This is a genomic window from Treponema denticola ATCC 35405 (assembly GCF_000008185.1).
In the GTDB taxonomy this organism is placed as follows: Bacteria; Spirochaetota; Spirochaetia; order Treponematales; family Treponemataceae; genus Treponema_B; species Treponema_B denticola.
Window position 1 is genome coordinate 160,124 of sequence record NC_002967.9, and the last position, 26,367, is coordinate 186,490.

18 protein-coding genes and 1 riboswitch are annotated in these 26,367 nt (G+C 37.5%); of the genes, 8 read left to right on the forward strand and 10 right to left on the reverse strand.

Translation table 11 applies throughout. The features are described from left to right. Positions 1–87: 87 nt before the first annotated feature. Positions 88–2,550 (reverse strand): hypothetical protein, encoded by a 2,463-nt coding sequence (locus tag TDE_RS00685; protein WP_002681005.1) that lies wholly within the window; start codon positions 2,548–2,550, stop codon positions 88–90. A 197-nt stretch (positions 2,551–2,747) separates the two neighbouring features. Here TDE_RS00685 and TDE_RS00690 point away from each other — a divergent pair, with 197 nt between their 5' ends. From TDE_RS00690 to TDE_RS00705, 4 genes are all read left to right on the forward strand, one after another. Beyond that, a complete protein-coding gene (locus TDE_RS00690) occupies positions 2,748–3,824 on the forward strand; it encodes an IS30-like element ISTde2 family transposase (protein WP_010956682.1) in 1,077 nt (358 codons plus the stop codon). A 101-nt stretch (positions 3,825–3,925) separates the two neighbouring features. After that, a riboswitch (TPP riboswitch) is annotated at positions 3,926–4,042 on the forward strand. After that, positions 4,030–5,040 (forward strand): thiamine ABC transporter substrate-binding protein, encoded by a 1,011-nt coding sequence (locus TDE_RS00695; RefSeq protein WP_002681007.1) that lies wholly within the window; start codon positions 4,030–4,032, stop codon positions 5,038–5,040. It overlaps the preceding riboswitch by 13 nt. Further along, positions 5,024–6,706: an ABC transporter permease gene (locus TDE_RS00700; protein WP_002681013.1), complete on the forward strand. Its 1,683-nt coding sequence runs from the start codon at positions 5,024–5,026 to the stop codon at positions 6,704–6,706. Before TDE_RS00695 ends, TDE_RS00700 begins: the two co-directional genes overlap by 17 nt. Before the next feature lie 10 nt (positions 6,707–6,716). After that, a complete protein-coding gene (locus tag TDE_RS00705; RefSeq protein WP_002681014.1) occupies positions 6,717–7,349 on the forward strand; it encodes an ABC transporter ATP-binding protein in 633 nt (210 codons plus the stop codon). A gap of 52 nt (positions 7,350–7,401) precedes the next feature. Here TDE_RS00705 and TDE_RS00710 read toward each other — a convergent pair whose 3' ends face one another. Continuing rightward, positions 7,402–8,604: a M20 metallopeptidase family protein gene (locus TDE_RS00710; RefSeq protein WP_002681015.1), complete on the reverse strand. Its 1,203-nt coding sequence runs from the start codon at positions 8,602–8,604 to the stop codon at positions 7,402–7,404. Between the two features lie 155 nt (positions 8,605–8,759). Between TDE_RS00710 and TDE_RS00715 the strand changes: the two genes are divergently transcribed. Genes TDE_RS00715 through TDE_RS00725 form a run of 3 tightly spaced genes read left to right on the forward strand, consistent with a single transcriptional unit; the run spans position 8,760 to position 11,762 of the window. Beyond that, positions 8,760–9,857, forward strand: coding sequence for a sensor histidine kinase (locus TDE_RS00715; RefSeq protein WP_002681016.1), 1,098 nt, complete (start codon positions 8,760–8,762; stop codon positions 9,855–9,857). Beyond that, the gene (locus tag TDE_RS00720; RefSeq protein WP_002666641.1) at positions 9,838–10,443 is read left to right on the forward strand and encodes a response regulator; all 606 of its coding nucleotides are present in this window, start codon (positions 9,838–9,840) and stop codon (positions 10,441–10,443) included. The genes TDE_RS00715 and TDE_RS00720 overlap by 20 nt, the downstream gene beginning before the upstream one ends. Positions 10,444–10,454: 11 nt before the next feature. Beyond that, positions 10,455–11,762: a YhjD/YihY/BrkB family envelope integrity protein gene (locus TDE_RS00725; RefSeq protein WP_002681017.1), complete on the forward strand. Its 1,308-nt coding sequence runs from the start codon at positions 10,455–10,457 to the stop codon at positions 11,760–11,762. A gap of 49 nt (positions 11,763–11,811) precedes the next feature. On the opposite strand, the gene TDE_RS00730 is transcribed toward TDE_RS00725, so the two are convergent. The 6 genes from TDE_RS00730 to TDE_RS00755 all read right to left on the reverse strand — a co-directional run bounded on the left by TDE_RS00730 (position 11,812) and on the right by TDE_RS00755 (position 23,538). Continuing rightward, positions 11,812–13,068 carry a YeeE/YedE family protein gene (locus TDE_RS00730; RefSeq protein ID WP_002681018.1) on the reverse strand — a complete coding sequence of 419 codons (1,257 nt, stop codon included), beginning with the start codon at positions 13,066–13,068 and terminating at the stop codon, positions 11,812–11,814. 20 nt (positions 13,069–13,088) lie between these two features. Next, entirely contained in the window at positions 13,089–14,444 is a 1,356-nt protein-coding gene (locus TDE_RS00735) for an APC family permease (RefSeq protein WP_002681021.1), read from the reverse strand. A gap of 10 nt (positions 14,445–14,454) precedes the next feature. Beyond that, positions 14,455–16,152 (reverse strand): FAD-dependent oxidoreductase, encoded by a 1,698-nt coding sequence (locus tag TDE_RS00740; RefSeq protein ID WP_002681029.1) that lies wholly within the window; start codon positions 16,150–16,152, stop codon positions 14,455–14,457. A 22-nt stretch (positions 16,153–16,174) separates the two neighbouring features. Next, on the reverse strand, positions 16,175–18,253 hold the full coding sequence (locus TDE_RS00745) for an adenylate/guanylate cyclase domain-containing protein (RefSeq protein ID WP_002681032.1): 2,079 nt from the start codon (positions 18,251–18,253) through the stop codon (positions 16,175–16,177). Beyond that, positions 18,250–20,121, reverse strand: a complete 1,872-nt coding sequence (locus tag TDE_RS00750) for an adenylate/guanylate cyclase domain-containing protein (RefSeq protein ID WP_002681033.1) — start codon at positions 20,119–20,121, stop codon at positions 18,250–18,252. Before TDE_RS00750 ends, TDE_RS00745 begins: the two co-directional genes overlap by 4 nt. A gap of 189 nt (positions 20,122–20,310) precedes the next feature. Next, positions 20,311–23,538: a two-component regulator propeller domain-containing protein gene (locus tag TDE_RS00755; protein WP_010956687.1), complete on the reverse strand. Its 3,228-nt coding sequence runs from the start codon at positions 23,536–23,538 to the stop codon at positions 20,311–20,313. A gap of 337 nt (positions 23,539–23,875) precedes the next feature. On the opposite strand from TDE_RS00755, the gene TDE_RS13335 reads away from it, so the two are divergent. After that, on the forward strand, positions 23,876–25,648 hold the full coding sequence (locus TDE_RS13335; protein WP_002681035.1) for a KHG/KDPG aldolase/sugar kinase fusion protein: 1,773 nt from the start codon (positions 23,876–23,878) through the stop codon (positions 25,646–25,648). A 42-nt stretch (positions 25,649–25,690) separates the two neighbouring features. Here TDE_RS13335 and TDE_RS00765 read toward each other — a convergent pair whose 3' ends face one another. Further along, entirely contained in the window at positions 25,691–25,915 is a 225-nt protein-coding gene (locus TDE_RS00765; protein WP_002681036.1) for a hypothetical protein, read from the reverse strand. A gap of 41 nt (positions 25,916–25,956) precedes the next feature. Further along, positions 25,957–26,352 carry a hypothetical protein gene (locus tag TDE_RS00770; RefSeq protein WP_002681037.1) on the reverse strand — a complete coding sequence of 132 codons (396 nt, stop codon included), beginning with the start codon at positions 26,350–26,352 and terminating at the stop codon, positions 25,957–25,959. Positions 26,353–26,367 lie beyond the last annotated feature (15 nt).

Here is a 26,367-nt window from a genome sequence, read left to right on the forward strand (position 1 = left end):
GCTTATAAAGCTTACTCAAAAAAACTGTATACAAAAAAAGCCGATTAGACATTGCATGTCCAAATCGGCTTTTTTAATTAAGTCTTTTTATTTTAGATGTACAACAACTTCCAGCTTGTCTTTACCCTTTAGTCTAGATTTATGAAGGACTCCGAACCAAAACTCTTCTGAAGTATAATTTTTATCTTCTCCGCTTATAGTCCATTTTTCTACCTGTGCGCTGCTATTTAATCTGACCATAAATCTTAAATTACTTGAACCTTCCTTAAGGGATATATTTTGCCCTTGTAAGGTTATCCATTTTTTTGTTTCTATATCCCGGTACCTAATTGAAAGGCTTCCCTTACCCTCTCCGCCTTCTGCAATCTTAAATGAAACAGAATAATTTAGGGCAGACCTAAACTTAGCCTCAATATTGCAGACTCCGCTTTGAGCGTAACCAATAATATTATTTAAATATAAATTTCCATCGCCATTCATTTCATTATTTGCATCTGTGTCATTTATAAACCAATCTGCAATATTATCTGCAGAAGTATCAGGCTGAATAAGTACCGAAGTTCCTTCATAAACCGTATCACCGGACTTGATAGTAAGCCATTCGTCTCCCATGAGCTTTTCGACTTTTACTGATCCCTGTCCTTCCGTACTGAAATTAATCTTTACGGGATTAGCAGGAACAAATTGAGCCTTTACGGATACTTTTCCGTCTCCTCCAATAAACGGATTATCTACACGCAACCAAATTCTATTACCTGTACGATGCTCATTTCCGTTTACAAACCATTTAGCCTGATAACCAGCCTTCGGAAGGGCATAAAAGACAACATCATCCCTCTCTTTAAATTTATAACCGCTTGCAAATTCTTTTTCCTTAAATTTTGCAATAATTATGCCGTTTCCTTCATGGCCTGATGCAACACTAAATTCTACAGGTATGGTACCTTGAGGGGCATCAGGATCGGTTTCAAAAATGGCTTTTATGGTAATTTTACCTGTATCTTTATCCTTATCTTTTCCTTTTACCATATAATTTGCGGTGTAAGCTCCATTTCCCCAATTCCAAGAATTTATTTTCGTGCCGTTATGCTCAAATTGTTTAAACTTGAAGCCTAAAAAGGGAAACGCCTTTATTCTCAGCTCCGTACCCTCGTATATTTGAGTGCCGGTAATAGGCTCTCCGGTTTTTGAATTATAAACACTTATTTTTCCGTTTCCTCCTGTGGTAAATTCCATATTGATTTTTTCAGCTGGCTTAAACTTATGGATTATCTTGATGCTATCGTTTACTATGTCATTAATATCGACTTCATACCAAAAATCAAGTTCTCCCTCAGTCCCTTCCTCAGCCTTATTGCCGTTGATATACCATGTATCGGGAGCAAAGCCTTCTTTAGGCTCTACGATAACACGGATCTCTGAACTTTGACCAAAAAGATTTCCCGATTGAACCTCAGTCCATTTATTGTTTATAAGCTGTTCTGCCCTAATACTTCCTTTGTCCGTCTCATCTACAGACCATTCTACCTTAATTTTAGGAGCTTCTTTAAAGCTGACACTTATCTCTATTTTGCCGCCCTTTATGTCCTTTGACGCTACTGTATATCTAAGCTGATTAATATTTGTAGCAGGAACTTCTTCTCCGTTTATATACCATTTATCCGAGATAAAGCCGGGTTTTACTTCAGCATTGACATAAAAGAAATACCCTTCTTCAAACTTTTCACCTGAGTCGAAATTTGTCCATCGCCCATTGATTCGCCGCCCGGCATAGACAGTTCCCTTTGTTTCATCCAAGCTCTTCCAATAAACAGGTATCTCTGTTTCCTTATCTCCGAATTCGACTTCTATCAGGATTTTGCCGTCAACAAAGTCTGTCTTCTGAACATTATATCCAAATTCGATCTCAACATTGTTTTGGGCCTTGCCGTTTATATACCAGTTTTTAACAATCTTTTCTGGTTTTGGGAAAGCATAAAACCATAGTGTTTTTCCTTCAAGAAAATTACCGTTTAATTCAGTATCATAAACAGGATTATCGGGAGGATCGTTTTTTACCCACCTTTTTATTTCACCATCTGAAGGGTTTTTGCTTTTCCATTCAACTTGCAGGTTATCAGCTTGTTTAAGCACAAATTCTATATGTACCGCCGAAGCATCTTGGGGAATAGTGTATTTGATCTGGCCATAGGATGTAAAATCTGCAATAGCTTTACCTAGCTCTGCTACGGTTTTCCCGTTGATCTTTGTTTTAATCCTGTCGATAGTATACATATACCATGTTGTACTATCATTAGCTGCAGCCAATAAAAGTTCTGTTCCGGTATATGCTTCATCACCTGATGATAGATATATCCCATTTGTTGATTTTTTTACAGAAGCTTTTGGGTTTTCAGCCCCGCCTCCATCAATAGACCAAGTAACCTTTACAGGTTTAGGAGTAATTAAAGGGGTACTCCCCCCGTCTAAATTCGGCTTATGACCGCAGGCACTAAAAATCACAGCACAAAGAGCACTAATCACAAAAAAATTAAACAACCTTCTATTCATTAATACGTCTCCTTTAATCTAAGTTTTAAAAAGCATAAGCTATTTTTAAGTTTTTGTCTACTCCGGAAAGTTCGTATAACAAATATTTGTATTGGTAAGTTGTAAAATAAATTGCCCTAAAAATAAATAAAAAAGGTTCATCTGAACCAAAAAACCATTATAATGAAATTAGGAAAAACAAAGATAATGGGGAACAGATGAACCAGAAGAATGATACCATAAAAAGTAAAAAATGGAAACACCTTAGCGAAAAAGAAAGATATGCGATAGAAGCATTATTCAAAAGCGACTATAATGCAAGGCAAATTGCACAGTCTTTAAATAGGGATAGAAGAACGATACAGAGGGAGATAAAAAGGGGAATGGTAATAAAAGTAACAGAAAATCCATATGTAAGCCGTAATCCAAAAGTTCCTGACTATCTTGAAAAGACAGTTTACTCGGCACGAAAAGGACAACAAAGAGCCGATAAAATGAAATTACTAAAAGGCCGTGGTTTAAAAATAGGTAAGGATAAAAAACTTTTACATTATTTGGAAACATGTATAGCGGATAATAAATTTTCTCCTGATGCCGCTATAGGACAAATAAAAGAACTAGGCTTACAGTTTCCGGTTATGATATGCACCAAAACTGTATACAATATGATAGACAGAGGGGATTTTTCTAGGCTTACAAACAAAGATTTACCTGTAAAACGCAATAAAACTAAACGAAAATATAAAAAAATAAGCAAAATTGCTAAAAACAACATAAAAGGACGCAGTATTGAACAAAGAAGTGAACAGATAAATAAAAGACAGGAAAAAGGACATTGGGAAATGGATTTGGTGATAGGTAAAGGAAGATGCTGCTTACAAGTTATGACTGAAAGAGTTACTAGAAAAGAATTAATATTTAAAATCCCCGATAAAAAACAGGAAAGTATTAAAAAAAATATAGATATGCTTGAGATGAAATATAAAGATGAGTTTAAAGAAATATTTAAAAGCATAACCATGGATAACGGGACTGAATTTTTAGACCAAGAAGGCCTTGAAACCTCTTGTTTAAAAGAAGGAGAAAAAAGGACAACTTGTTATTATGCACATCCTTATAGTTCTTGGGAAAGAGGAAGCAATGAGAATGCTAATAAATTAATTAGACGCTTTATACCAAAAGGAGCAGATATAAGTAAATATAGTGACATACAAATAAAACAAGTAGAGAATTGGATAAATAATTATCCTAGACGGATGTTTGGCTATAAAACGGCCAATCAAATGTATACATGAATTTCATAAAAATGGTATTTTTTGGGCAATACCTCTTACAATTTATACAAATATTTGTATTTTTGTCCGCCTATTGAATTTTTATTTTTCTTATGCTAAACTCACATCTGCCGGGGTGCTTTTACAAGCTGAGAACATACCCGCAAAGGGCTGTCCGCACGGATGCCCTATTACCTGATCCGGATAATACCGGCGGAGGGAGCATATGAAAAATCATTTACGCTCTATTTTAATTTTCTCTTTTTTAATTATCGGTTGTGCCGCTCTTTTTGCAGGCGGTGCAAAAGAATCTGACGGAACAAAGGTTGTAGTTTACACAACAAAATCCTTTGCTGCCGACTACGGCCCCGGTCCGAAAATTGCCGAACTCTTTAAGGCAAAAACGGGCAAAGAAGTTGAGTACGTTATCTGCAAAGAAGGCATTTTAAACAGAGTCATACTGGAAGGTAAGGCCTCTACAGCGGATGTCCTCATCGGTATAGATAACCACCTTATCGAAAAAGCCCGCAAGGCAAAAGTTTTAAAAGCCTACAAACCTACGGCCGCAGACAAGATAGATTCAGCTGTTCTTATTGCCGATGACTGGCTTTTAACCCCCTTTGACTACGGCTATTTTGCATTTATGTTCGATACAAAAGCCAAAATCAAAAAGCCCTCATCCTTAAAAGAGCTGATCGAGCCTGCTTATGCAAAAAAGATTGTTATTTTGGATCCGAGTTCCAGCACAACAGGACTGGGCTTGGCCGCTTGGACAAGGGCTGTTTTTGGAGATAATTACCTAGACTTTTGGAAGGCCCTCAAGCCAAATATCTTTGCCATGGCTCCCAAGTGGAGTACGGGCTACGGCTATTTTACAGCCGGAGAAGCTCCCATAGCCATTTCTTACACAAGCAGCCTAGCTTCCCATGTTTTATATGATAAAACAGACCGATTTCAACCATTGATTTTTGAAGAAGGACATATTATTCAAATTGAAGGTATGGGTATTGCCGCCAATGCAGCTAATACTAAAGGAGCAAAGGAATTTATAGACTTTATGCTGACGGAAGAAGCTCAAAGCCTCCTTCCCGAAACCCAGTTTATGTATCCCGTTATCAAGGGACTTGCTCTTCCTGCTTCTTATAAGGATGTTCCCAAACCTGCAAAAGTTTTGCGTATTCCTTCAGAAGATCAAACCGAATCGGTAAATGCCGTAATCAATGTTTTACAAAAATAAACAGAAAGGCCGAGATACTCGGCCTGACCGAGTTTCTCGGCCGAGCGGCCTATTAAACGTAGGCCGCCTTGTTTTACCGCTCGGCGGCCTCATCTTTTTTCTTGTACTGCTTTCTTTTTTTCTTCCGCTGATTTTAAGCTTTGTTCCCTTATTTTCTTCACGCTTTGACTTTTCGTATATTACGGGAGTAAAAAGCTCTTTTGATTTTTCGCAGATTTTTAGGATTGCTGCCTTTACGGTTTCTCAGGCCTTTTTTTCCGCAGCTCTTGCCTGCACGGTAGGTTTTGCTGCCGCTTATTTTTGTGCAAGAAAAAACTTTCGGGGTAGAAAATTTCTAATGGCTCTGTCGAGCGTCCCCCTCTGCGTGCCTGCAATAATCGTTGCTCTTTCCTTTATAATATTTTTCGGAAATAACGGCATCCTAAATTCTTTTTTAAAGAGCTTATTAAACCAAGACGAACCGCCTGTCAATTTTGTGTTTTCGATGACAGGAGTAATTATAATCCACGGCTTTTACAACTTTCCCCTTGCAATGAAAACAATTTCTCAAGTTTGGGAACGCTTAAGCGAAGATGAACCTAATGCTGCCCTCCTTTTAGGAGCAAGTAAATTTAGAATCTTTAAGACCATAACCTTTCCGGCTCTTTTAAATTCGATAGCCGTTTCCTTTTTGTTGATCTTCCTTTTTTGCTTTTTTAGTTTTATAATAATCCTGCTTTTCGGAGGCCTTGCCCTTACTACCTTAGAGGTAGAACTTTACAAGGCAGCCCGCACAAAATTGGATATGAACCTTGCCGCAAAGATAGCCCTCACCGAAATATCTGCGGCCTTAATTTTAATCCTCATCTATTCTAACCTGCAAAAAAAGATGAAGGTACAAAACGAAAACTTAAAGGGAAGAAGGGAGAGGTCTGCAATAAAAGGCTTTGGACAAAAAATCTTTTTTAGCTTTACTATTTTTATAATTATTCTTTTTTTAATAGCACCCTTGTTTTCTATCTTTTTACATTCTACATATAATGTAAATTATACTTCTATATTTAATAAATTCTTTTATTTTAAAGCATGGAAAAATATTTTTTTATCCCGAACTTTTTGGACGGCTCTTTGGACAAGCATCAAAATCGGCGTTCTTACGGCCATTGTAAGCCTGATAGCTTCTTTGTTCTTTGCATACATTACCGTCTTTTATAACCTGAGAAAAATATATGCGGTTCCTTATCTGCCCTTGGCCGTTTCATCGGTAATGCTAGGCTTCGGCTGGCTCTTGTTAAGACCCAACGGAACGGAGCTTATTTTAATCTTTGCACAAAGCTCCCTTGCGTGGCCCTTTGCGTGGACCCAGATACAGACCTCGCTTTTACGCATTCCTCAAAATATTATCAATGCAGCTGTCTTGCTTTCACCGGACAAAAAAACGGCCTTTTTTAAGGTGATAGTACCCATGTGCAAGAAGGGCATCTTTTCCGCCTTGGCCTTTGTCTTTGCCATAAGTACGGGAGATGCTTCCTTACCAATAGTTTTAAACATACCGCGGTTTAATAACCTTGCCCTGCTGATTTTCGATTACGCTTCTTCATACCGCTTTGTAGAATCTTCTGCAGTTGCAGTCGTCTTAAGCCTTATGACCGGCTTTGTTTTCTTTTTACAGGAAAAAGAAATTTAAGGAGAAACCGATGGAAAACGAAAAAGCATTTTTACAGCTTAAAAACATAAAAAAACATTTTACCGAAAAAGATATTTCCATTTCCTTTGAATTAAAAAAGGGGAAAGCTCTGGCCCTCCTCGGGCCTTCAGGCTGCGGCAAAACAACGGTTTTAAAAATAATCTCAGGCCTTGTCCCTCCGGATTCGGGCGAAATCATTTTGGACGGAAAAAATATCAATCACACTCCTCCCGGCAAACGCGGAATCGGAATGGTCTTTCAGGACTACGCCCTCTTCCCTCATCTCAATGTTGAAGAAAATATTATCTACGGCTTGGTCTCCCAAGGCATGTCCAAAAAGGAAGCCCGCAAGGCCATTACCCCTCTTGTCGAGCTTTTTCATTTGGAGGCCTTACAAAAGCGCAAAACGGATCTTCTTTCGGGCGGAGAAAAACAAAGGGTTTCTCTAGCACGGAGCCTTGCAGTAAAACCCGCCCTCATCCTCTTTGATGAACCCCTTTCTGCCCTCGATGCAGACCTTCGCCTGCACTTGCGTAAAGAATTAAGAGCCAAGCAGGAGAGCTTGGGCTACACAGCCGTTTACGTTACCCACGACAAAGATGAGGCAGCCGCTCTTGCCGATGATGTACTCTACATGGGCTAGGCCATTCTGCATATAAATCAAAAACTTATATGCAGAAACTATGTGAAAGGCTTTATTTTAAGCCGCCTAAATTCAAATATTTTAGAACAGCGGCCAGCACAGCAGAGGTTCCTTTATAAAATAAACTTTCATCCATATCAAATTTATCTGAATGATGAGGATAAATACTACCGTCTTTCTGTATTATAGGATTGGACAAGACAAAAAACGTACCAGGAGCTTTTTGCAAAAAGTAGGCCATATCTTCACCGGCCATTGTAGGCACCGAAATTTCGTGAATAGAATCTTCTCCCAAAATTTCTTTTGTACTTTCAATAAAAAATTCCGTAAAACCTTTATCATTTAGCAAAACAGGATACCTAAAATCATAAACCGTTTTTGCTTCGGCCCTGTAAGATTTTGAAATACCCGAAGCAAGATCTTCAATTCTTTTTGCAATGAAGCTGCGTTCTTTTTCATCAGCAGAACGTACCGTTCCTTCAATAAAAACTTCCTCGGGTATGATATTAAAAGCGGATCCGCCATGTATTTGTCCTACGGAAATCAGGGCATGAGAAGTTGGGGGAAGCTCACGACTTATAATCTTTTGTAAACCGGAAACTATTTCACAAGCTATGGGAACAGGATCTACCGAAAGATGCGGATAAGCCCCATGCGCACCATATCCCTTTACGATAATCTTGAATTTATCGGCAGCGGCAAAAAAAGGCCCTTTACATGCACCTATCTTTCCTTTTTCAACGCCCGGATAAATATAACCTGCATGAAGGCCTATTACGGCATCAACCTTTGGATTTTCCATACAGCCTTCTTCAATCATGGGGAGGGCTCCTCCGGGATACTCCTCTCCCGGTTGAAAAAGAATTTTTACACAGCCTTTAAATTCCGATGACAGTTCCTTAAGCACCATACAGGCTCCAAGAGCCATAGCCATGTGGCCGTCATGGCCGCAGGCATGCATACAGCCCTCATGTTTTGAGGCAAAACTTAGGCCTGTATTTTCTTTTATGGGCAAGGCATCCATATCGGCTCTAATTGCTATACATTTGCCCTTTTCTTTTCCCTCAATGAGGGCAACAATAGCATTCCCGTTGACAAGTTTATGATAGGGTATTTGCAGAGCATCGAGCTGCTTGCAAACATAGTCCACAGTTTTTGGAAGGGATAATTCCAATTCGGGAATCTGATGCAGGTCCCTCCTAATTTGAATAATCTTAGCTTCTTTTTGTTTGACCAAATCAATTATATTATACATATTTAAATTAAACCTCCTTATGTAAATTGTATAATAAAGTATTGCATAGTCTTTTGCAAAAGTCAACACCAATTTTTTCTTTATTGATTTTTTTAGCATTTTCCTTTATACTTAATGAACGGTAGATATTTTAATAGAGAGAGCTCTGTAATTATATGCTTTTATTTTTAGAAAATTTTTTGATAGTTCTTTTTTCTTCTCTTTTTGTATTTTCTAAAACCGGATCGTTTATAGTTATTCCCTGCTTTATAATATTTTTTTCTATGGGGCTATGGAGCGGTATGATACACAGCAATATAAAGCCTTTTATTTTTATCGTCTTTGTCATATTTACAGCAGCATTCAATAAAAATCTTGCATTTTTTTCTCCCGTTTTTATCGCTATGAATTTAGAAGCCGAAGGAAATCAAAAGCACCTGTCCCTTATTTTTAAATTTCTTCCTTTATTGTGTGTGTTTTTTAATTTCGATCTTATTTTCTTTCTGTTTACTTTGATTATATTCTTCTATTCGGGTGTTAAAGAAAACTATCTACTTAAAACATTGGAAGTAACCGGACTAAAAGATAAACTTGCCGAAAGCAAAATTAATTCGGAAAAAAGGGAACGAATTTTAGAAAACGAGGTTTTAAAAAATGCTGAAGTTTTAATCCTCGCCGAACGGAACAGAATTTCAGGAAGTCTTCATAATTCCATAGGTCATACACTTAGTGCCGGTATTTTACAGGTGAATGCGCTAAAATATATTTCAAATCAAGAGGACGTAAAGGAAAGTTTAAACACTTTACAAAATTCTTTAGAAAACGGTATGACCGAAATAAGAGAATGTCTTCATAATATGCATAATGATTCTTTTAATTTACAAACAGGTTTGGAAGAACTTGTTGAAAACACAAAAAAAATTAAAATACAATTAACATATAAGGTAGACTCTATACCCTATGAGCTAAAATACGATATCTTTTCAATAGTAAAAGAAAGCCTTTCAAATACCATCAAACACAGCGGAGCAAGTGAATTGAATCTGAGCGTACTGGAACACCTCGGCTTTTACTCTCTTATAATAAAAGATAATGGGAGAGGCTTTTCAGGAAAACAAATCAGAAATCTAAATTATGGAATAGGTTTAAAAGTTATAGCCGACCTTGTAGAAAAACATAGAGGTATAATTAAATTTTATTCCGAAAACGGATTTAAAACTCATATTATATTTCCAAAAATAAAGGATAAATACAATGAAGATAATAATAGTTGATGATGATTGTCTTGTCGTTTCCTCTTTAAAGACAATATTAAAAGCCAACGGATTCGATATTATTGCAACCGGCTCAAACGGAAACGAAGCGATTACCCTCTTTAATGAATACAAACCGGATATTCTTTTAATGGATATCAGAATGCAAAATATGACCGGAATAGAAGCAAGCGAAAAAATTCTAGCCGAACATAGCGATGCAAAAATATTATTGCTTACAACCTTTAACGATGAAGAATATATTACAAAAGCAATTAACTTCGGATGTAAGGGTTATATATTAAAACAAAACATAGATTCTTTGGTACCTGCATTAAATGCAGTCGGCGCAGGGAGCATCGTATTCGATTCGGAGATAATATCAAAAATCCCTCAAACAAAACCTGCGCGCTCACAATTTAAAGAAGATTTAAACGATAGAGAAACCGATATTTTGGAATTGGTTGCAGATGGACTTAATAATAAAGAAATAGCAAACCGACTTAGTTTGAGTGAAGGAACTGTCCGTAATTATGTTTCTTCCATACTCGAAAAACTGAATTTAAGAGATAGAACACAATTAGTTGTATATTATTACACAAAATAGGAGGACCTTGATTGAAAAAAGAAAAAAGCAATAGTCAGAAATTTTTAGCTTGGTATGAAAGAGTTGTTCAAGAACAAAAAAAAGGGCTCTATGACTTTAACCAAAAAATATATATTACAATTGTAAGTTTTGTAAATAATGATCTTTTAACTACTGCGGCGGCAGGGGCATATAATTTTTTAATGTCCGCTCTTCCTATTTTTATTTTGACATTAACTATTTTACTCCGTGTCTTAAAACAAAGCCCTCAGCAAATAAAAGAAGCTCTCAGAGCTCTTTCAATTTTTCAAAACACGGTTAATCTTGACAGGTTTTTCCATTTTTTATTGAATGTAAATAGTTTCTCCTTTTTTGAGTTCATTGTTTTGATTTTTGTTTTATGGATGGCCAGACGTTTTTTTGCAACCATTCAGCATTCAATCAGAAAAGTATACCGGAAGAAAATAAAAATCACCCCTTTAAAAACCAGCCTGATAGTTATTCTAGGCGAAATAATTGTTGTCATCCTGCTTGTTTTTTTATTTATATTTTTAATAACGGGTTCTGCAGTATTTAGAAGCGATTTTGCTCAGCCTGTTTTTTCACCGAACTTATTCAGTCTTTTAAGAAATCTATTTAGATTTATTCCCGTTATTTTTATGCAGCTGTTTGTCTGTTTGATATATTATTGGATGCCGCCTATAAAGCCCTCTTTTAAGACAGCTTTGCTTTCATCTGCAGCCTGTACTTTATCCTATTATTTTGTAAAGATATTTTTTAGTTTTTTTAGATCTACAGTTAAATTTACATTCGTATACGGCCTTTTTACAAATGTAATACTTGTCCTAATTCAAGTCTGGTTTTTCTTTTTTTTCTTTGTATTTTTTGCACAGTTTATGTATGTTAATCAGTTTTTTAATAGTTTTATAATCTCACAACTTTATAGGCTTCCAAAAGAAGATGCCCCCGGTTTTTTTAATCAGCTTTTAAGGCATCTTTTTATCACTCCGCCAAAAGAATATAGAAAACAAGCTATAGAAATAAAAGCAGGAGAAACTATTTTTAATTATGAAGATGAATCAAGTGAAATTTACTACATAATAGAAGGAAGCGTAAGTGTCACAAGATTGAACAAAATCCTGAATTTCGGAAAAGGAGATTTGTTTGGAGAGCTTGCATGTCTTTTAAACGGGAAAAGGACGGGCACGGCTATTGCGGAAACCGACTGCCTTTTAGCAGTTATTCCCGAAAAACTTTTTTTAGAAGCGATTTCAATCGATGGAAATGTTTCAAGGCAGGCCTTAAAAATTTTAGCCGAATCTTTAATCGACCAAAATTAAAATTGAAAGAACCTCGAAGAAGCTCTGCTCTTCGAGGTTCTGCTTAAACTTATTTCTTTTTATTAATCAGCTTTAAAGTATAGTTTCCTAAAAAACCTCCGGCAACAAGGAAAATTAAGAATATCCATCCTGAAAGTGAAAAGTTTGCAATTGGAGTATACAAGGCACCGACATTACATCCGTTTGAGAGTCTTGTTCCAAAACCCATCGCAAAACCGCCGATTGCAAAAACGATGACATCTTTTACCCTAATTTTTAACTCCGACTTAAAGCTTTTTGTAAAGCTTCCTGCAAGAAGAAGACATATCGCAGTACCGGCCACAATACCGATATTCTGAACGAAAACAGGATGCTCAAAGAAAGGCATTGTATAAGGCTTCGGTTTACCTCCGGTAAAAGCAACAATGGAATCAACACTCATACCGAAAAACTTTAACAGTCTTCCGAACCAAAAACCGAAAGGAGTCGAAGCACCCCAACCAGCCTTTGTAACCCCCATTAAAAGTGTAAACAAAACTGAAAGTAAAACAGCCCCCATAGTTAAAGACCAAGGTTCAACAAAAAGTTTTTTGTAAGTTGCTTCACTAAAAAATTTATAGTTATGTGTATCAAGTTCTTTTACTGCATCCTGATCTTTTTCGGAACCTACACCTGAGTATTTGTTTTGCTTTTTTCTTTTACTTTCATACATATATGAGAGTACAACAATAATACCTGCAAACAAAGCTGTTACAATGATTGCACCTAGATATCCGCCCTTTCCATTTGAAGCGAACCAGTCAGGTATAAAGACACCGCTGCCTGTTCCGCTCTTAAATAATGAATCTTTGATCCATGACTGTTTGGCCTGAATAGGAAGACCTACAAAAACACCTATTCCGAAAAATAAAAGAGTAATAAGAGCTCGCGGTAAACCCGTAACCAAGTCCGTAAGAGTTCCTGTTGCACAGCAAGAGGAATAACTCATACCGAAACCGAATAGGAAGCCTCCTAAGATTAGGCCTAAGTTGATAGGATTAATCCAAAGGTCATAGTTTTTAACATCTCCAAAAATAAGAAAGGCGGAAGTAAGAATTGCAGAAATTACGAACATCAACATCAAAGCTCTCATAAGTTTGGTGGAGCCTGTTCGATATGCTCTGTTTACACTTCCTGCAAAGCCGAACAATGAACGGGTTAAAACATAGCCTAAGGCTATTCCTATAACCCATCTAAAAAATAACATATCCGTCTTTAATAAAACGGAACCCAAAACAATGCTTAAAATCAGCACTGCAAAACCGATAATGTTTTCGATTTTTTTCATACAAAACTCCTTATAAACTATTATGTACTTTTTTCTTTTCGGCGGGTACCGAATCTATAAAATAGAAAACCCAGCAGCGTCCAAGCTATCAAAAAAAACATTGAACCCTTTGTCAACTGTGCCGGTGAACCCGGAATTAAAAGAAGGCTTATAAATATCAAACCTATAAGACCCGAAAAAGCACACATTGTTTTTTCAAATAAATTTTTACCTTTTCTAATCCCTATTATACCCACATAGGTATAAGCCAAAGCAGCCAACACGGAAGCCATATCCACAATCAAAATAATTACTTCTCGACCTATCCATGGCCCTATTAAACTTACGCCCGCAATAAACAAAATCGCATTCGGGTATAAATTCTTATCGTTCTTTTTACCCAAAAAAGCCGGAGAAAGCTTTTCATTAGACAAGGCACCAAGCAATTTGCTGCTGCTTATCATAAAGCCATTAATACCTCCGGTAACAGCCGAAAAAATTGCAATAAGTAAAAAGAAAAAACCTATAAAGCCGGTCTTGCTCGTTACTGATGAGGCGACTGCCCACTCAACCTTAGCAGCTTCTTCAGGGCCATAGCTCAAAGCTCCTATCATGTTTAAAAGGCTGTATAGCAAGATGCCGAAAATTATGGAAATAATCGTAGGCAAATGTGTCTTAGACGGAGCAAATCCCAAATCACAGGACACTTGTGGAACTACATCAAAGCCAACAAACAAAAAAGGAATTATAGCTATTATAGATGCGGTTTTTGCCAAAGATATTTTATCATAGCCCAAATAATTATCGGAAAAAACTTTTAAATTACTTTTTCCCAAAATTATAAAAAACAAAACTATAACGATAAGCACAAGTGCAGAACTCATGATGTTTTGTATCTTTGTACTTAAAGAAAGTCCTTTTAAATTGACTATAGTGAAAACTATAATCGGAACTGAGGCTATAAGAATATCTGCAAGATAAACACTTGTCGGTCCGAAATCATACATATAGCCCCACAGCATTACCTTACCGAAAATCTTACGTAATATGAGAACGTAGGCCGTTGCATTTAAAGGAATCATGCTCAAATAACAAAGACTCAATGACCAGCCGACAATAAAACCGTGCACCTTTCCCATATTTGTCAAGGTATAAGAAAATTCACCGCCCTCGCCTACATGATTGCTAAGCATAACCTGATAAGCCTTTTGTATTACTATAACAAAAAGGCCCCCTATGCAAAGACCAAGGACGGTGTTTATAACCCCCGAATTAGGTAAGAAAAGAGTTCCCGGCAAAATAAAAGAACCCCATCCGATAATTGAACCTATTACAAGATTTAAAACATCGAATTTTGACAGCCCCTTTACCTTTGCCGGTATTTTTTTATCTTCCAAAAGCTTTTTCCTATCTAAAATTATATTTAGTAACTATCGGCTTTCGGTTTTGAGTAATGTCATTAAAGTATTCATAAACACTTATACCTAAAAATGAGCCCATAATATTTACTATGTTCTTATATCCCTTACCTTTTAAAGCACAAAGAGCATTGTAGCTTCTCTGGCTTGAGCGGCAATGTACATATACCGGTTTATCTTTCGGGATCTCATTCATTCTTTCACGTAATTGGCTCAAAGGAATATTTACGGCATTTAAAAGATGTCCCGCTTCAAATTCCTTGGGCTCGCGGACATCAACAATAAAAGCATTTGATTCGACAAGCTCTCTTACCATTGTAACAGGAACCTGCTTATACACTCCGTTTAAAATATTTAAACCTACAAGAGCTGCATGATTAACAATATCCTTTGCAGTTCCAAACATAGGGGAATAACAAAGCTCTAACTCTTTTAAGTCTTCCAAGGTTCCGCCCAACATAATAAATGAAGCTATAACATCTATACGCTTATCGACATTTCCTTTTCCTATTGCTTGTGCTCCTAAAATCTTACCGGAAGGATTGGCAAAAATCAGTTTAAAGAAAAGAGGGTGAGCATCCGGCATAAGACCTACCTTATCTCCGGGAATAACATAGACAAAATCGTAATTAATTCCTTGAGCTTGACACTCTCTTTCATTGAGACCCGTACATGCGGCATTATAATCAAAACATTGAATAACCGAAGAACCGATAACTCCCTTGTTTCTATGAGGAATACCGTACATATCATCTGCAGCAGCTCTGGCCTGCCTTTGTGCAGGGCCTGCAAGAGTAAGCCTTGTCTTTTTGCCAGTTATAAAATGACTTACTTCAATAGCATCTCCTACTGCATAAATATCTTCTACATTGGTACGGTAATTATGATCGACTAAAATAGCTCCCGTATCTCCTAGTTTTACGCCTGCACTTTGAGCTAAAGCAACTTCAGGACGGACACCCAATGACAAAACAACAGCTCCGGCATCAAGCTTTTTGCCGCTCTCAAGGATAATAAAACCGTCTCCTATCTCTTTTATACCGTCGCCTAAAACTAAGTTTACACCCTTATCGTGCAACTCTTTATGAAGAATTTGGACCATATCATAATCAAACGGAGCCATTACCTGCGGAAGTTTTTCTACAAGGGAAACATTTTTACCTGCAAGCTTAAAGTTTTCGGCAACCTCAATACCGATAAAACCTGCACCTATAACCGCAATATCTTTCACATTTTGAGCTTTAACATAATCGTCAAGTTTTTTAATATCGGCAACATTCCTTACGGTAAAAACATGGGGCTTATCATATCCCGCTATAGAACGCGGAACCACAGGAGCCGCCCCCGGGGAAAGAACTAATACATCATAAGATTCTTCAAATTCTGTTCCGGTATTTAAGTCTTTTACTTTAACGATTTTTTTTGATGAATCGACAGCCAATACCTCATGAGAAGTCTTTGCAATAATGTTATATTGCTTCTTAAACTTTTCAGGAGTCATTAAAACAAGATTCTCGCTTTCGGGAACAATCCGGCTTAAGAAAAAGGGTAAGGCACAATTTGAAAAAGATACATTGGGACCTTTTTCAAACATAATAACTTCAGCATTTTCATCCAAGCGTCTAACTCTTGCAGCGACTGAAGCCCCGCCTGCTACGCCTCCTACAATTACAACTTTCTTTGCCATAAATTTCTCCTTAAAATAAAATTTATTCTAAATTGATTTTTTCAAACATTTTTTTATAATATAAGGCAACATAATCATTTGGAAATATTTCCAAAATTTTATCAAAATATTTACCGGCGGCTTCAACTCCCTTAGTCGATAAGACCTTTAAAGCATTTTCCATATAGTGCTGTGTGCTGTATTTTAAATCACGAATAGAATCATCATCACCATCATATACTTCATATAAAAAAACATCTTTGTTCAATGTATTTTTAATCTTCTGTATGGGCCTAATATAATGTTCAGAAATATCATTAAGAGAATCATAAATTCTATCAGAAATAATAATGCAGGAAGAGTATTTTTTTGTAGATTCCTGCAAAACTTCTGCGATGTGGTAGGCGTTAGAAATAATAATACTATCCATTCGTGTTGAATTGCCTATGATACCTAAAAGAATATCACCCATATCAATTCCTATCCCTATTTTTATAGGGGAAGAGTTAGGTGCTGCAATACTATTATCGCGAATAGCCTTTTGTATAGCTATTCCGCATGAAAGAGCCGCGTTTGCTCCATCAGGAAATAAAGCAAAAAAACCGTCTCCCAAGTATTTTGTTATTACACCATTATATTTCCGAACAATTGGAGCTACCAATGCAAAATACTCATTCAATAATTCAAAAACTTGATTGGGTGCAAGTTTTTCTGAAGTGTGAGTAAAGGAACGGATATCTATCGAAATGATGGGCATTGTAAGCTCAACACTATCTCCCAGTTGAACATCCGCTATGGACTTTTTATTCAAAAGCTCTACAATCTGATCCGGTACAAACCGAATAAGAGATCTATTTATAAGCTTCATTTCTACACTTAGATCTTCTATCTTAGTTATCGAACCGGAATAGTCATCCAAGACCATTATAGACAATATAATAACCGCAAAAACCGTCCCTATCTGAATAAAAAAATCTCCCGATATAATGCCTAAAGAAACAAATAAGTCATAAACACCGAATAAGAACAATACAGATGTCGCAGTAAATATCCATACGGAAAATTCTTTCTTTTTTTTCAAACCTATTATTGCAATACTGATAATATAACTTACACAAAACAAAGCAAAAACTTGGTAGTAACCCAATAAAAATGTTGAAATCTCAGGCGGAAGAACTATAGTGGAAATAGCATATAAAATTGATACGGATAATATAATTATATAAGGAATCTTAAATCGTAATTTTAAAGCCTTAGTTATAAAAATCGTAAATAAAATTATAGGCAGAGGAACGGTAACACACCTCATAATAAAATTAAATAACCATGGAGTATTGAGAAATAAAATATCAAAAATATAAGGATAAAAGAAAATCCCTCGCAAAGCCAGCACTATACAGGTCAAAGCAAACCAAATTACAAAGGATGAATCTTTATGAAAAAATGACAGCATAAAGAAAAATAAAGCAACCGAAAAAGTTACGGCAAATATCATACCGGAAAAAATCAGGTCTTCTTTAAACATTGTTCCTATTTGAGTGGACTCCCCCAAAATAATCGGGCCTGAAATATAACCTTTATTATTAAAAAAATTGGAAACATTAATAACTATATTGGAGGTTCCATCTTTTAAGGGCCTAAAAGCTATTTGAGAAGATCTGGTTCCCGGTCTTTCCGTTTCCCGATCTATACCGGGCTGCCCCTGCCTTTCAAGATCCATTCCATTTATTACAATACTGCAGCTGCTAAAAATAAGGGGGACTTGAATTGCATAAATAGTTTCCGGATCCATACCATATAATTCTAAACCGTAAGACCCGTAACCAAACACATTCTCTAAATCTTTACTTGAAAAATCACCGGGGACCTTAGCATAAGATTCTTCAGTGCTGTTTCTTAAAGAATAAAATTGATTAGGCGTATAATGGAAATCTCCGCTTAAAGAAAAAAGGGCCGTCCCTGATAAGGTCTTAGCAGGAAGACTCACTTTACCGTTTTTTACTTCCAAATTTATGACTTTTTGTTCATAAATAGGTTTAAACAAATTAGTTAGACACAAAAGAATCAATAGAAAACAAAAAGGAATAGATCCTAAAAATAACCGTTTCTTTTCTACCGTCATAATTTTTTTACCTCATATATTCTAACCGGTTCATCTTTTCCTCTAAATCTTACCAAGCCGTTATATTCAAATTTAACTTCATTTATAGGGAGATTAGTTACATTTTTTTTAACAACTTCACTGATAAAAATATTTACTCCTTTTTTTAGAGCATAAAAATGAAGTCTGGAAGCAACATTTACAACATCGGATATAACTGTGCTGTCCATTCTTTCCTCTTCTCCAATCGTACCAAGCATAAGTCTTCCATAATGTATACCTACTGCAAGGTCTATTTTAGGCAATTTATTTATTTCCCTTTCCATATTTTCAAATTGAACTACGGATTTAATTTTAAGCATACATTTTATAACATCATCTGCCGAACCGTGAAAAAGAACCATTAAACCTTCAGTTAAATATTTGTCGATAAATCCGTTATGAGCTTGAATAATAGGATTGATATTTGACAAAGTATCATTATAAATTCTAAGAAGACCCAGCCGCTCTTTTTCCGTCTCCAAACCTGTATAAATTCCTAAATGAATAAAGGCTATATACATGTCTTTTAAAATATTATCCCCCAACTTAATATCAACATGTTTTTTTCTTAAAAAATTCATAAATTCGTTAGGAACAAATTTTGCAAGAGCTTCGTTCGTCGCTTCTATCTGCTTTGTAATTCCGATAACCCTATCAGAGCTGTCTCTAAAATTACGCAAAACAACAATGGCCATTGGAATCAATAAGACCAAAACACCTATATGTGATAGGAAAAAACCCTGTATAATCCTATTTGCAATTAAAACATCTCTTACACCTAAAATTAAAAAGATTGAAAAGCCTGTCAGAAAAAGAATAGCTGATGCATCTTTCCGTGAAGCGGCTTTCATAACAATTATTACATTATATGCTGCAAACAATAAAACATAGATTTGCGCAGGCTGAAGCAGTGCAGATGAAACTCTCATAGGAGCAAAAATATTTATGATAATATACAATATTCCTGGAGCAAGCATAATAAACCAATATCTGCTTTTTATTTTGCTAAAAAGGTTGTTTATAAACAATGCTGCAAATATGATACCCAATGAAATCGTCATATAACCTATTCTAAAAAGAGCCTCCCCGCTAATGCCGGGTATTATTGTTGTAAGTAAAAATTCATCGTAGCAGCAAATTCTTAAAGAAAAATTAGCCGCCAACAAACCGAAATAAAGAGATTGTTTTTCTTTAGGATAAAAAATAAACAAAGAAATAAAAAATGTAGCAGCCAACAAAAGGATACCGGCCAATATAGTCAGAGTTAAAACGCTTGCATTTTTTGCATTTAAAAGATCAGAGTAAAAACCGAATTCGATGGGCTTTAAAAAACCGGCCTTATTATCACAAAAATTAGAAACATGAAAAACTAATGTTACTTCTTCCTTCCCAAAAGTCGGAAGGATAATAAACGGGGCATCCCAATTAAAGACTTCAAATTTACGTGAATTACCTACAACACCGCTTCTATAAATTTCTTTCCCTTCAAGATATGCAATAAAGGCGGAAGAAACTGTTGCTGTTTTTATTGCATATACACCACTTGTAGAAAGATTTTTTATTCTTAAAGCATATGTCCCATATCCGTAAATCGACAAACCGTCTCCATACTTATGCCAAGATGTATTTATATTCTCATAACGGGTATATTTAGTAAAATCTTCCAAAGGGCTAACAAATTTGTTTGGAATAAAAATCCATTCTCCTTCCAGTACTTGTATATCACCTACGGATATATTTTCAGCATCAAAAACACCTTTTACGACAGTATCTAAACGAGGCTCGGCAGGCTTTATACACGAAGCTAAAAACAGAGAACAGATAAAAATCAGAGTAAACTTTTTCACACACTTACTCCACAAGCGGGGATCTTGAGTATAAAAACATATACTCAATAACGGATATTGTCAATAGGGGACACTGAATTATCACGGAAATCAATTTTGTAATATTTTTTTAATAAAAGAGGCATCCATAAGAGTTTTAAACATAATATTTGCTCCGTATTATTCTGCAGATATACTGCCCTTACTGCCTTACATTCCTATATGTTTTATTACCGCAGCGATAGTTCTTCCGATATCGGGTTCCAAGAGCGTGCGGTCAAGCTGTGCGATGACGGAGCGGCATTCAATGAATTCTTTATTTTTATACAGTGCTACGAGCCGTCCATACAAGGCTTTCACTTCTTCTCTATCGGACACTTTGTCGGAGGCAGCATATTTTACGTAGTAGCATGGTATCAGCCCTTTTCCTTTTAAGTTTTGGTCGGGACGCTTATGAAGCCCGTATTTACCGCGGATTAATGCCGCTGTCGACTCGGAAACGGTACACGCCGTCGGAGACGTAACCGATTCAAGGCGAAATGCGGTATTTACCGTGTCGCCGAACACATCGAAGATATATTTATGTACCCCTACAATACCGCCGGTAATTGCACCCGAAGATATACCGATTTTAATGCTGAAGCAGCTGTCGTTCTCTTTGTTAAAAGTTTCTAAGCTGCGCAGCATCGCTACTGCCGCATCCACAACCCGCTCCGCGTGATTTTTTTCGTTCGTCAGCCCCGAACAGGCGAGGTACCCGTCACCGAGCGTTTTTATCCGCTCACAACCGTATAAATCCATAATACCGTCAAAGTGCGTAAAAAGCGAGTTTAACCCCGAAATAACCGCATCGGGGGTGTTGTGTCCCGACCATTCGGTAAAGCCTACGACGTCGGCAAACAAAACCGTTACCGCAGGATAGAGTTTCGGCTTTGACTCACCCATTTTAATAAGCTCATCGATGATCGAAAGCGGCAGTGTATTTTTTAACAGTTTGTCGCTTTTTTCTTTTTCGTCGGCAAGTTCTTTCGTTTTTTCTTTCACTTTTTTGTCCAATTCTTGCGCTCTGTGTTGCAGTGCCCTAAAGCGGAGCTGCACGGCAAAGAATATGAGTGCGCTTCCCAGTAAAACCATCGAGAGATAAAACCAAACTGTTTGATAAAAAAACGGACGTTTATAAAACGAAACGCGGGAGCCGTCTCTGTTCAATATGCCGTCATTATTCGCAGCCCGCACTTTAAATACGTAATTTCCCGGATTTAAATTTGTATACGCAATTTCCCGTGTTGTGCCGCATGAACGCCATTCGGAATCGTAACCGTCAAGTTTATATTCAAACTGAACACGTTGCGGAATGGTATAGCTGAGTGCTGTAAATTTAAATAAAATGCGCTTTATCCTTGCGGAAACCTGAAGAACCCCCTCCGCAGCGTCGAATCGCTTGCCGTCTAAAAAGATATTTTCAATAACGACCGGCGGTTCATATTTATTGGGAACATAGCCTGACGGATCGCAGACGGAAACGCCCTTGATAGTCGGAATAAAAAGAATATTGTCTTCGGTAATGTATGCCCATGCGTTTGCCGCCAATTGCCCTGTCAGTCCGTCAAGACGGTTATATCGAAAAAGGTTTTCGGCGGGTGTTTTGTTAAGTACCGCCTGCACAAAGGCGTCATTTTTAACGAACAGCAGTTCTTTCGCTGTTACAATCCATAAATTGTTTTCGGCATCGTTTAAGATATTGAATACACTGTTGCCGCTCCTTCCGATTGCCTGCGCTGCAGAATAAAACGTGCCGTCTTTATATAAAGTAAGCCCTTCGCTCGTACAAAACCACATATTGCCGTAACTGTCTTCGACAATACGGAAGACGATGTTTCCGCTTAAGCCGTTTTCCTTTATAAGGATACGCTCAATATGAATGCGGGGCATGCCTTCGGCAAGTCCCGACAGAGCAATTTCAACCGCACCACCTCCGTCCGTTCCCAACCACAGCTTGCCGTTCGAGCTTTTAAGCGCACATAAAATAAACAGATTCGGCAGTCCGTCTTCACGGGTAAATGCCGTAACCGTTCCGTTATAGTACAAGGCAGGACATGCAGTCGTCCCTATCCACATGACATTGTCTCTGCCGGAATACGAAAAGCGGATACGATTATTGGGAAGTCCGTCATTTTTCGTAATGCTGCGTATCGAACCGTCTTTGGAAAAGATTAAAAGCCCTTTATCAGAATATGTCGCAAAAAATAAAGAGCCGTCCGAATCTTCCCTCACCTGTCTGACGCGAAGGCCCTTAAGTATTTCCGATACTGAATCGATTTGTCCGCTGCGTTCTAATGAAAGGCCGGAACTTTTAATACAGGCAATACCGTCGTCTTTTGCAATCCAAATATTTTTATCTGCATCCTGAATAACGGCATTTGCCGCCTCAGCCGGTAACGACTTTTCACTTGTAAGATCGAGAAACTTCCCTCTGCTGAATTTGCCGATACCGCCGTGTTCCATCCCTACCCACAGATTATTCTCGCGGTCTTGGCACAGGCTTGAAACAATATTATTTGGAAGACCGTTACTTTCGGAAAACGCTTCAGGGTCTCCTGTTCCAAGCGTAACGACTCCCCTATTGGTAGCGGCATATAATGTTCCGTTCAGAGTTTGCAAAAATTCGTTTATGCTCGTACCGCGCAGGTATTCTAAATCGATAATTTCGGCAATTGTATCGCCTTTTACTTTTACGATTTTGCCGTCCTTAGTACCGAACCAGATAACGCCGTCCGAAGACACATAAGCCGTCGAAAAAGTATAATCCTGCACCGCAGCAAAAGACGGCAGCGGCACTGCCTTTCCCGCCCGTATCGCCGTAATGCCTTTGAGGTTGGTGCCGACAAAAACCATATCCTGCACTGGCAATATAAACGAAATAAGACCGAGTCCGCTCCCATCTTCGCTGAGAACCGGCATAAAACCGCCGCTTGCGCTTTTGCATACCAGTCCGTTCGCTGTTCCGACCCAAAGGGTATTGTTCTTGTCGAATTTAACCGCACGGACAGATAAGTTGGGAAGTCCGTCTTCCAGTCCGTAGCGGGTGAAGGTTTTGTTTTTGTATTCGTATAAGCCGGTTGCATTCGTACCTACCCACAGGCTGCCGTGTACATCTTCACACAAAACGCGTGGCGATATGCCGGTAAATCCATGTTCCTCTTCGGTAAATTCGGTAAAGACTTCCCCGTCAAACCTGATGAGCCCGTCATACGAGGCGAGCCAAATATAACCGGTTTCATCTTGCATAATGTCAAGAATTCTGTTTGACGGAAGTCCGTTTGTATCTGACCAAAATGTTTGCACTGACCCTGCAAGGTTGTTAAACGAAATTTCCGACTGAAGCGGAAGCATAACCGGCAGAATAACTGCCGCAATTAAAAATATTTTTTTCAGCATACTTTCTCCATAATGGTTAGTGGATAGTTTAATTGGTGATATGTGAATTTTCCACATTACTTATGTTATCACAAACACCGCAGTTTTACAAGAGAATATACACGGAAATCAATTTTTGAAAAATGATACTACAATTGAATTTGTTCTATCTATGTTTTTAGAAAAATAGAACACTTTCTAACATTTTTCTCATATTTTCAGTTTTAAAATCTGTGAAAATGGCAAAAATTGATTTCCCTGTAGGGAGGATTATTTAAGTGACAAATAATAAGATTTATGCTAAAATATCCCGATATAAATTTTAAAGACAAAACAAATTTAGTAAGGGATTTATTATATGAATAAAATCTTTAAACAAATAGAAAAAATAGGCATTGTACCTGTCATCGTTTTAGACAATGAAAAAGACGCTTTTCCTTTAGGGAAAGCCCTCTCTACCGCCGGTCTTCTCTGTGCCGAAATCACATTTAGAACGGAAGCAGCCGAAAAAGCTATTAAAGTTTTTGCAAAAAACTTTCCGGATTTTCTTATAGGAGCAGGCACGATTCTCTCTCCGGAACAAGCCGACAAAGCTATCGCTGCAGGAGCAAAATTCATAGTCAGCCCCGGACTCAATCCTAAGGTTGTAGAGCACTGCGTTAACTTAGGCTATCCGATAATTCCGGGAGTTTCCACCGCAGGAGAAATCGAACAGGCTATGAGCTTCGGCCTTGAAGTAGTCAAGTTTTTTCCGGCTGAGGCTGCAGGGGGCTTAAAATTTATAAAAGCTCTTTCCGCCCCTTACCCGAACATAAAATTTATGCCGACCGGAGGAATAAACGCCCAAAATATTGCGGAATATGCAGCCTTTTCAAAGGTAATAGCCTGCGGCGGAAGCTGGATGGTTTCAAAAGAGCTTATATCTTCAAAAGATTTTAAAAAAATAGAAGAAGAGTCTTCCATTGCATTACAAATAGTAAAAGAGGCTCGTAATCCTAAAAAAAGTCCAAGCGCTTTAACCGCATTTTCATACCCAAAAACCTCAACAGAAACAAAGTCCTCAATATCAAATGAAAGTTCTTTAAGCGGAAGCATTGAAACAAACAAAGCACCCAAAGTTATAACAATGGGCGAAATTATGCTCCGCCTTTCCCCCACGGGCTTTAACCGTTTTGTTCAAGCCGACGCGCTGGAATTGGTTTTCGGCGGAGCGGAGGCAAACGTCGCAGTTTCTTTAGCCAACTTCGGAATGCAGTCCTCATACATAACAAAACTGCCGTCCCATGAGATAGGCCAAGCTGCAGTAAATTCCTTGCGTCGATACGGGGTAGATGTTTCAGGCATAGTCCGCGGAGGGAAGCGTGTAGGTATCTATTTTTTAGAAAAAGGAGCTTCTCAAAGAGCCTCCAAGGTAATATATGACAGAGCCAATTCAGCTATTGCCGAAGCCTCACTGAGTGACTTTAACTGGAAAGAAATTTTTAAGGGTGCCTCATGGTTCCATTTTACAGGGATCACTCCCGCTTTAAGTAAAAATGCTGCCGAAATTTGCCTCGAAGCCTGCAAGACGGCAAGATCAATGGGTATTACCGTTTCATGCGACCTTAACTACCGCAAAAAACTTTGGACTCCCGATGAAGCAAAAGAAACTATGAGCAGTATCTGCGAGTTTGTCGATATCTGTATTTCAAACGAAGAGGACGCAGAGCAAGTTTTCGGCATTACCTCAAAAAATACGGTTGTAAGCTCCGGCAAACTGAATGAAAAGGGCTACAAAGAGGTTGCTGCAAAGTTATGCAAAAAATTCGGTTTTCAAAAAGTAGGAATAACCCTGAGAGAATCCACATCAGCCAGTGAAAACAACTGGTCGGCCATGCTTTATACAAAAGGCAAAGCCTATTTTAGCAAAAAATACACAATGCAGGTTGTTGACCGCCTAGGAGGCGGCGACAGTTTTGCCGCAGCCTTAATCTGTGCCGAATTAAAAGGCTTTAAACCTCAAAAACAAATCGACTTTGCTTCAGCCGCCTCTTGCTTAAAACACTCCATAAACGGCGACTTTAACCAAGTTTCTTTTGATGAAGTTTTAACTCTTGCAAAAGGAGATGCTTCCGGAAGGGTGCAGCGGTAGGGGAAGAGGAAAAGCGTAAGCTGAGGCGGGTGGTGGGTAATTTTATTTTTCCATACTTTGAGCATGAGATTTTGCATTATTAACAAAAGTTTTTAAATCCATTTTGTCAAAATATTCTCTTTGCCATTTTGTATAATCGAATCGTTCCCTTCGTACAGCAGCAATAAAGTATTCTGCTTCAACGACACCCATTGTTTCTATCAGACATTCCATACCACGAGAGAGAAGCTCTATCGTAGTCGGCGGTACAATCATTTCAGTCATCATTTTTATTACCTCCATTTAATAAATCTATGAATTCTATCGGATTAAGTAATTTTATATTTCAACATACCTTTATCCGTGCTCAAAAGATAGTCACATTTCATCATTTCAGCACAAACTATGTGACAAGAATCCTTCATCTTTACTCCCGTTGCCATCACTATTTCTGCCTTTGTAATGACTTCTTCCGATTTTTCACTACAGACATAATCAGAAACATTGTCGCTTAAAAAATTCTTTATGGCAGTTTTTCTATCCATATAGGGATTACAAGAATTTTCATAATCCAAAATAAACGAAGAAGCTAGTTCCAGATGTTTTTCTTTTATAAGCAACTGAACAAGCAACTTTGCCTGTGTTTCAAGTGAAATCGACAAATAATTTTGGTCGTCATATGGCCGATTGTAACAACAGTTATCAAGATAAACTTTCATGGTCATAATTATATCACATTT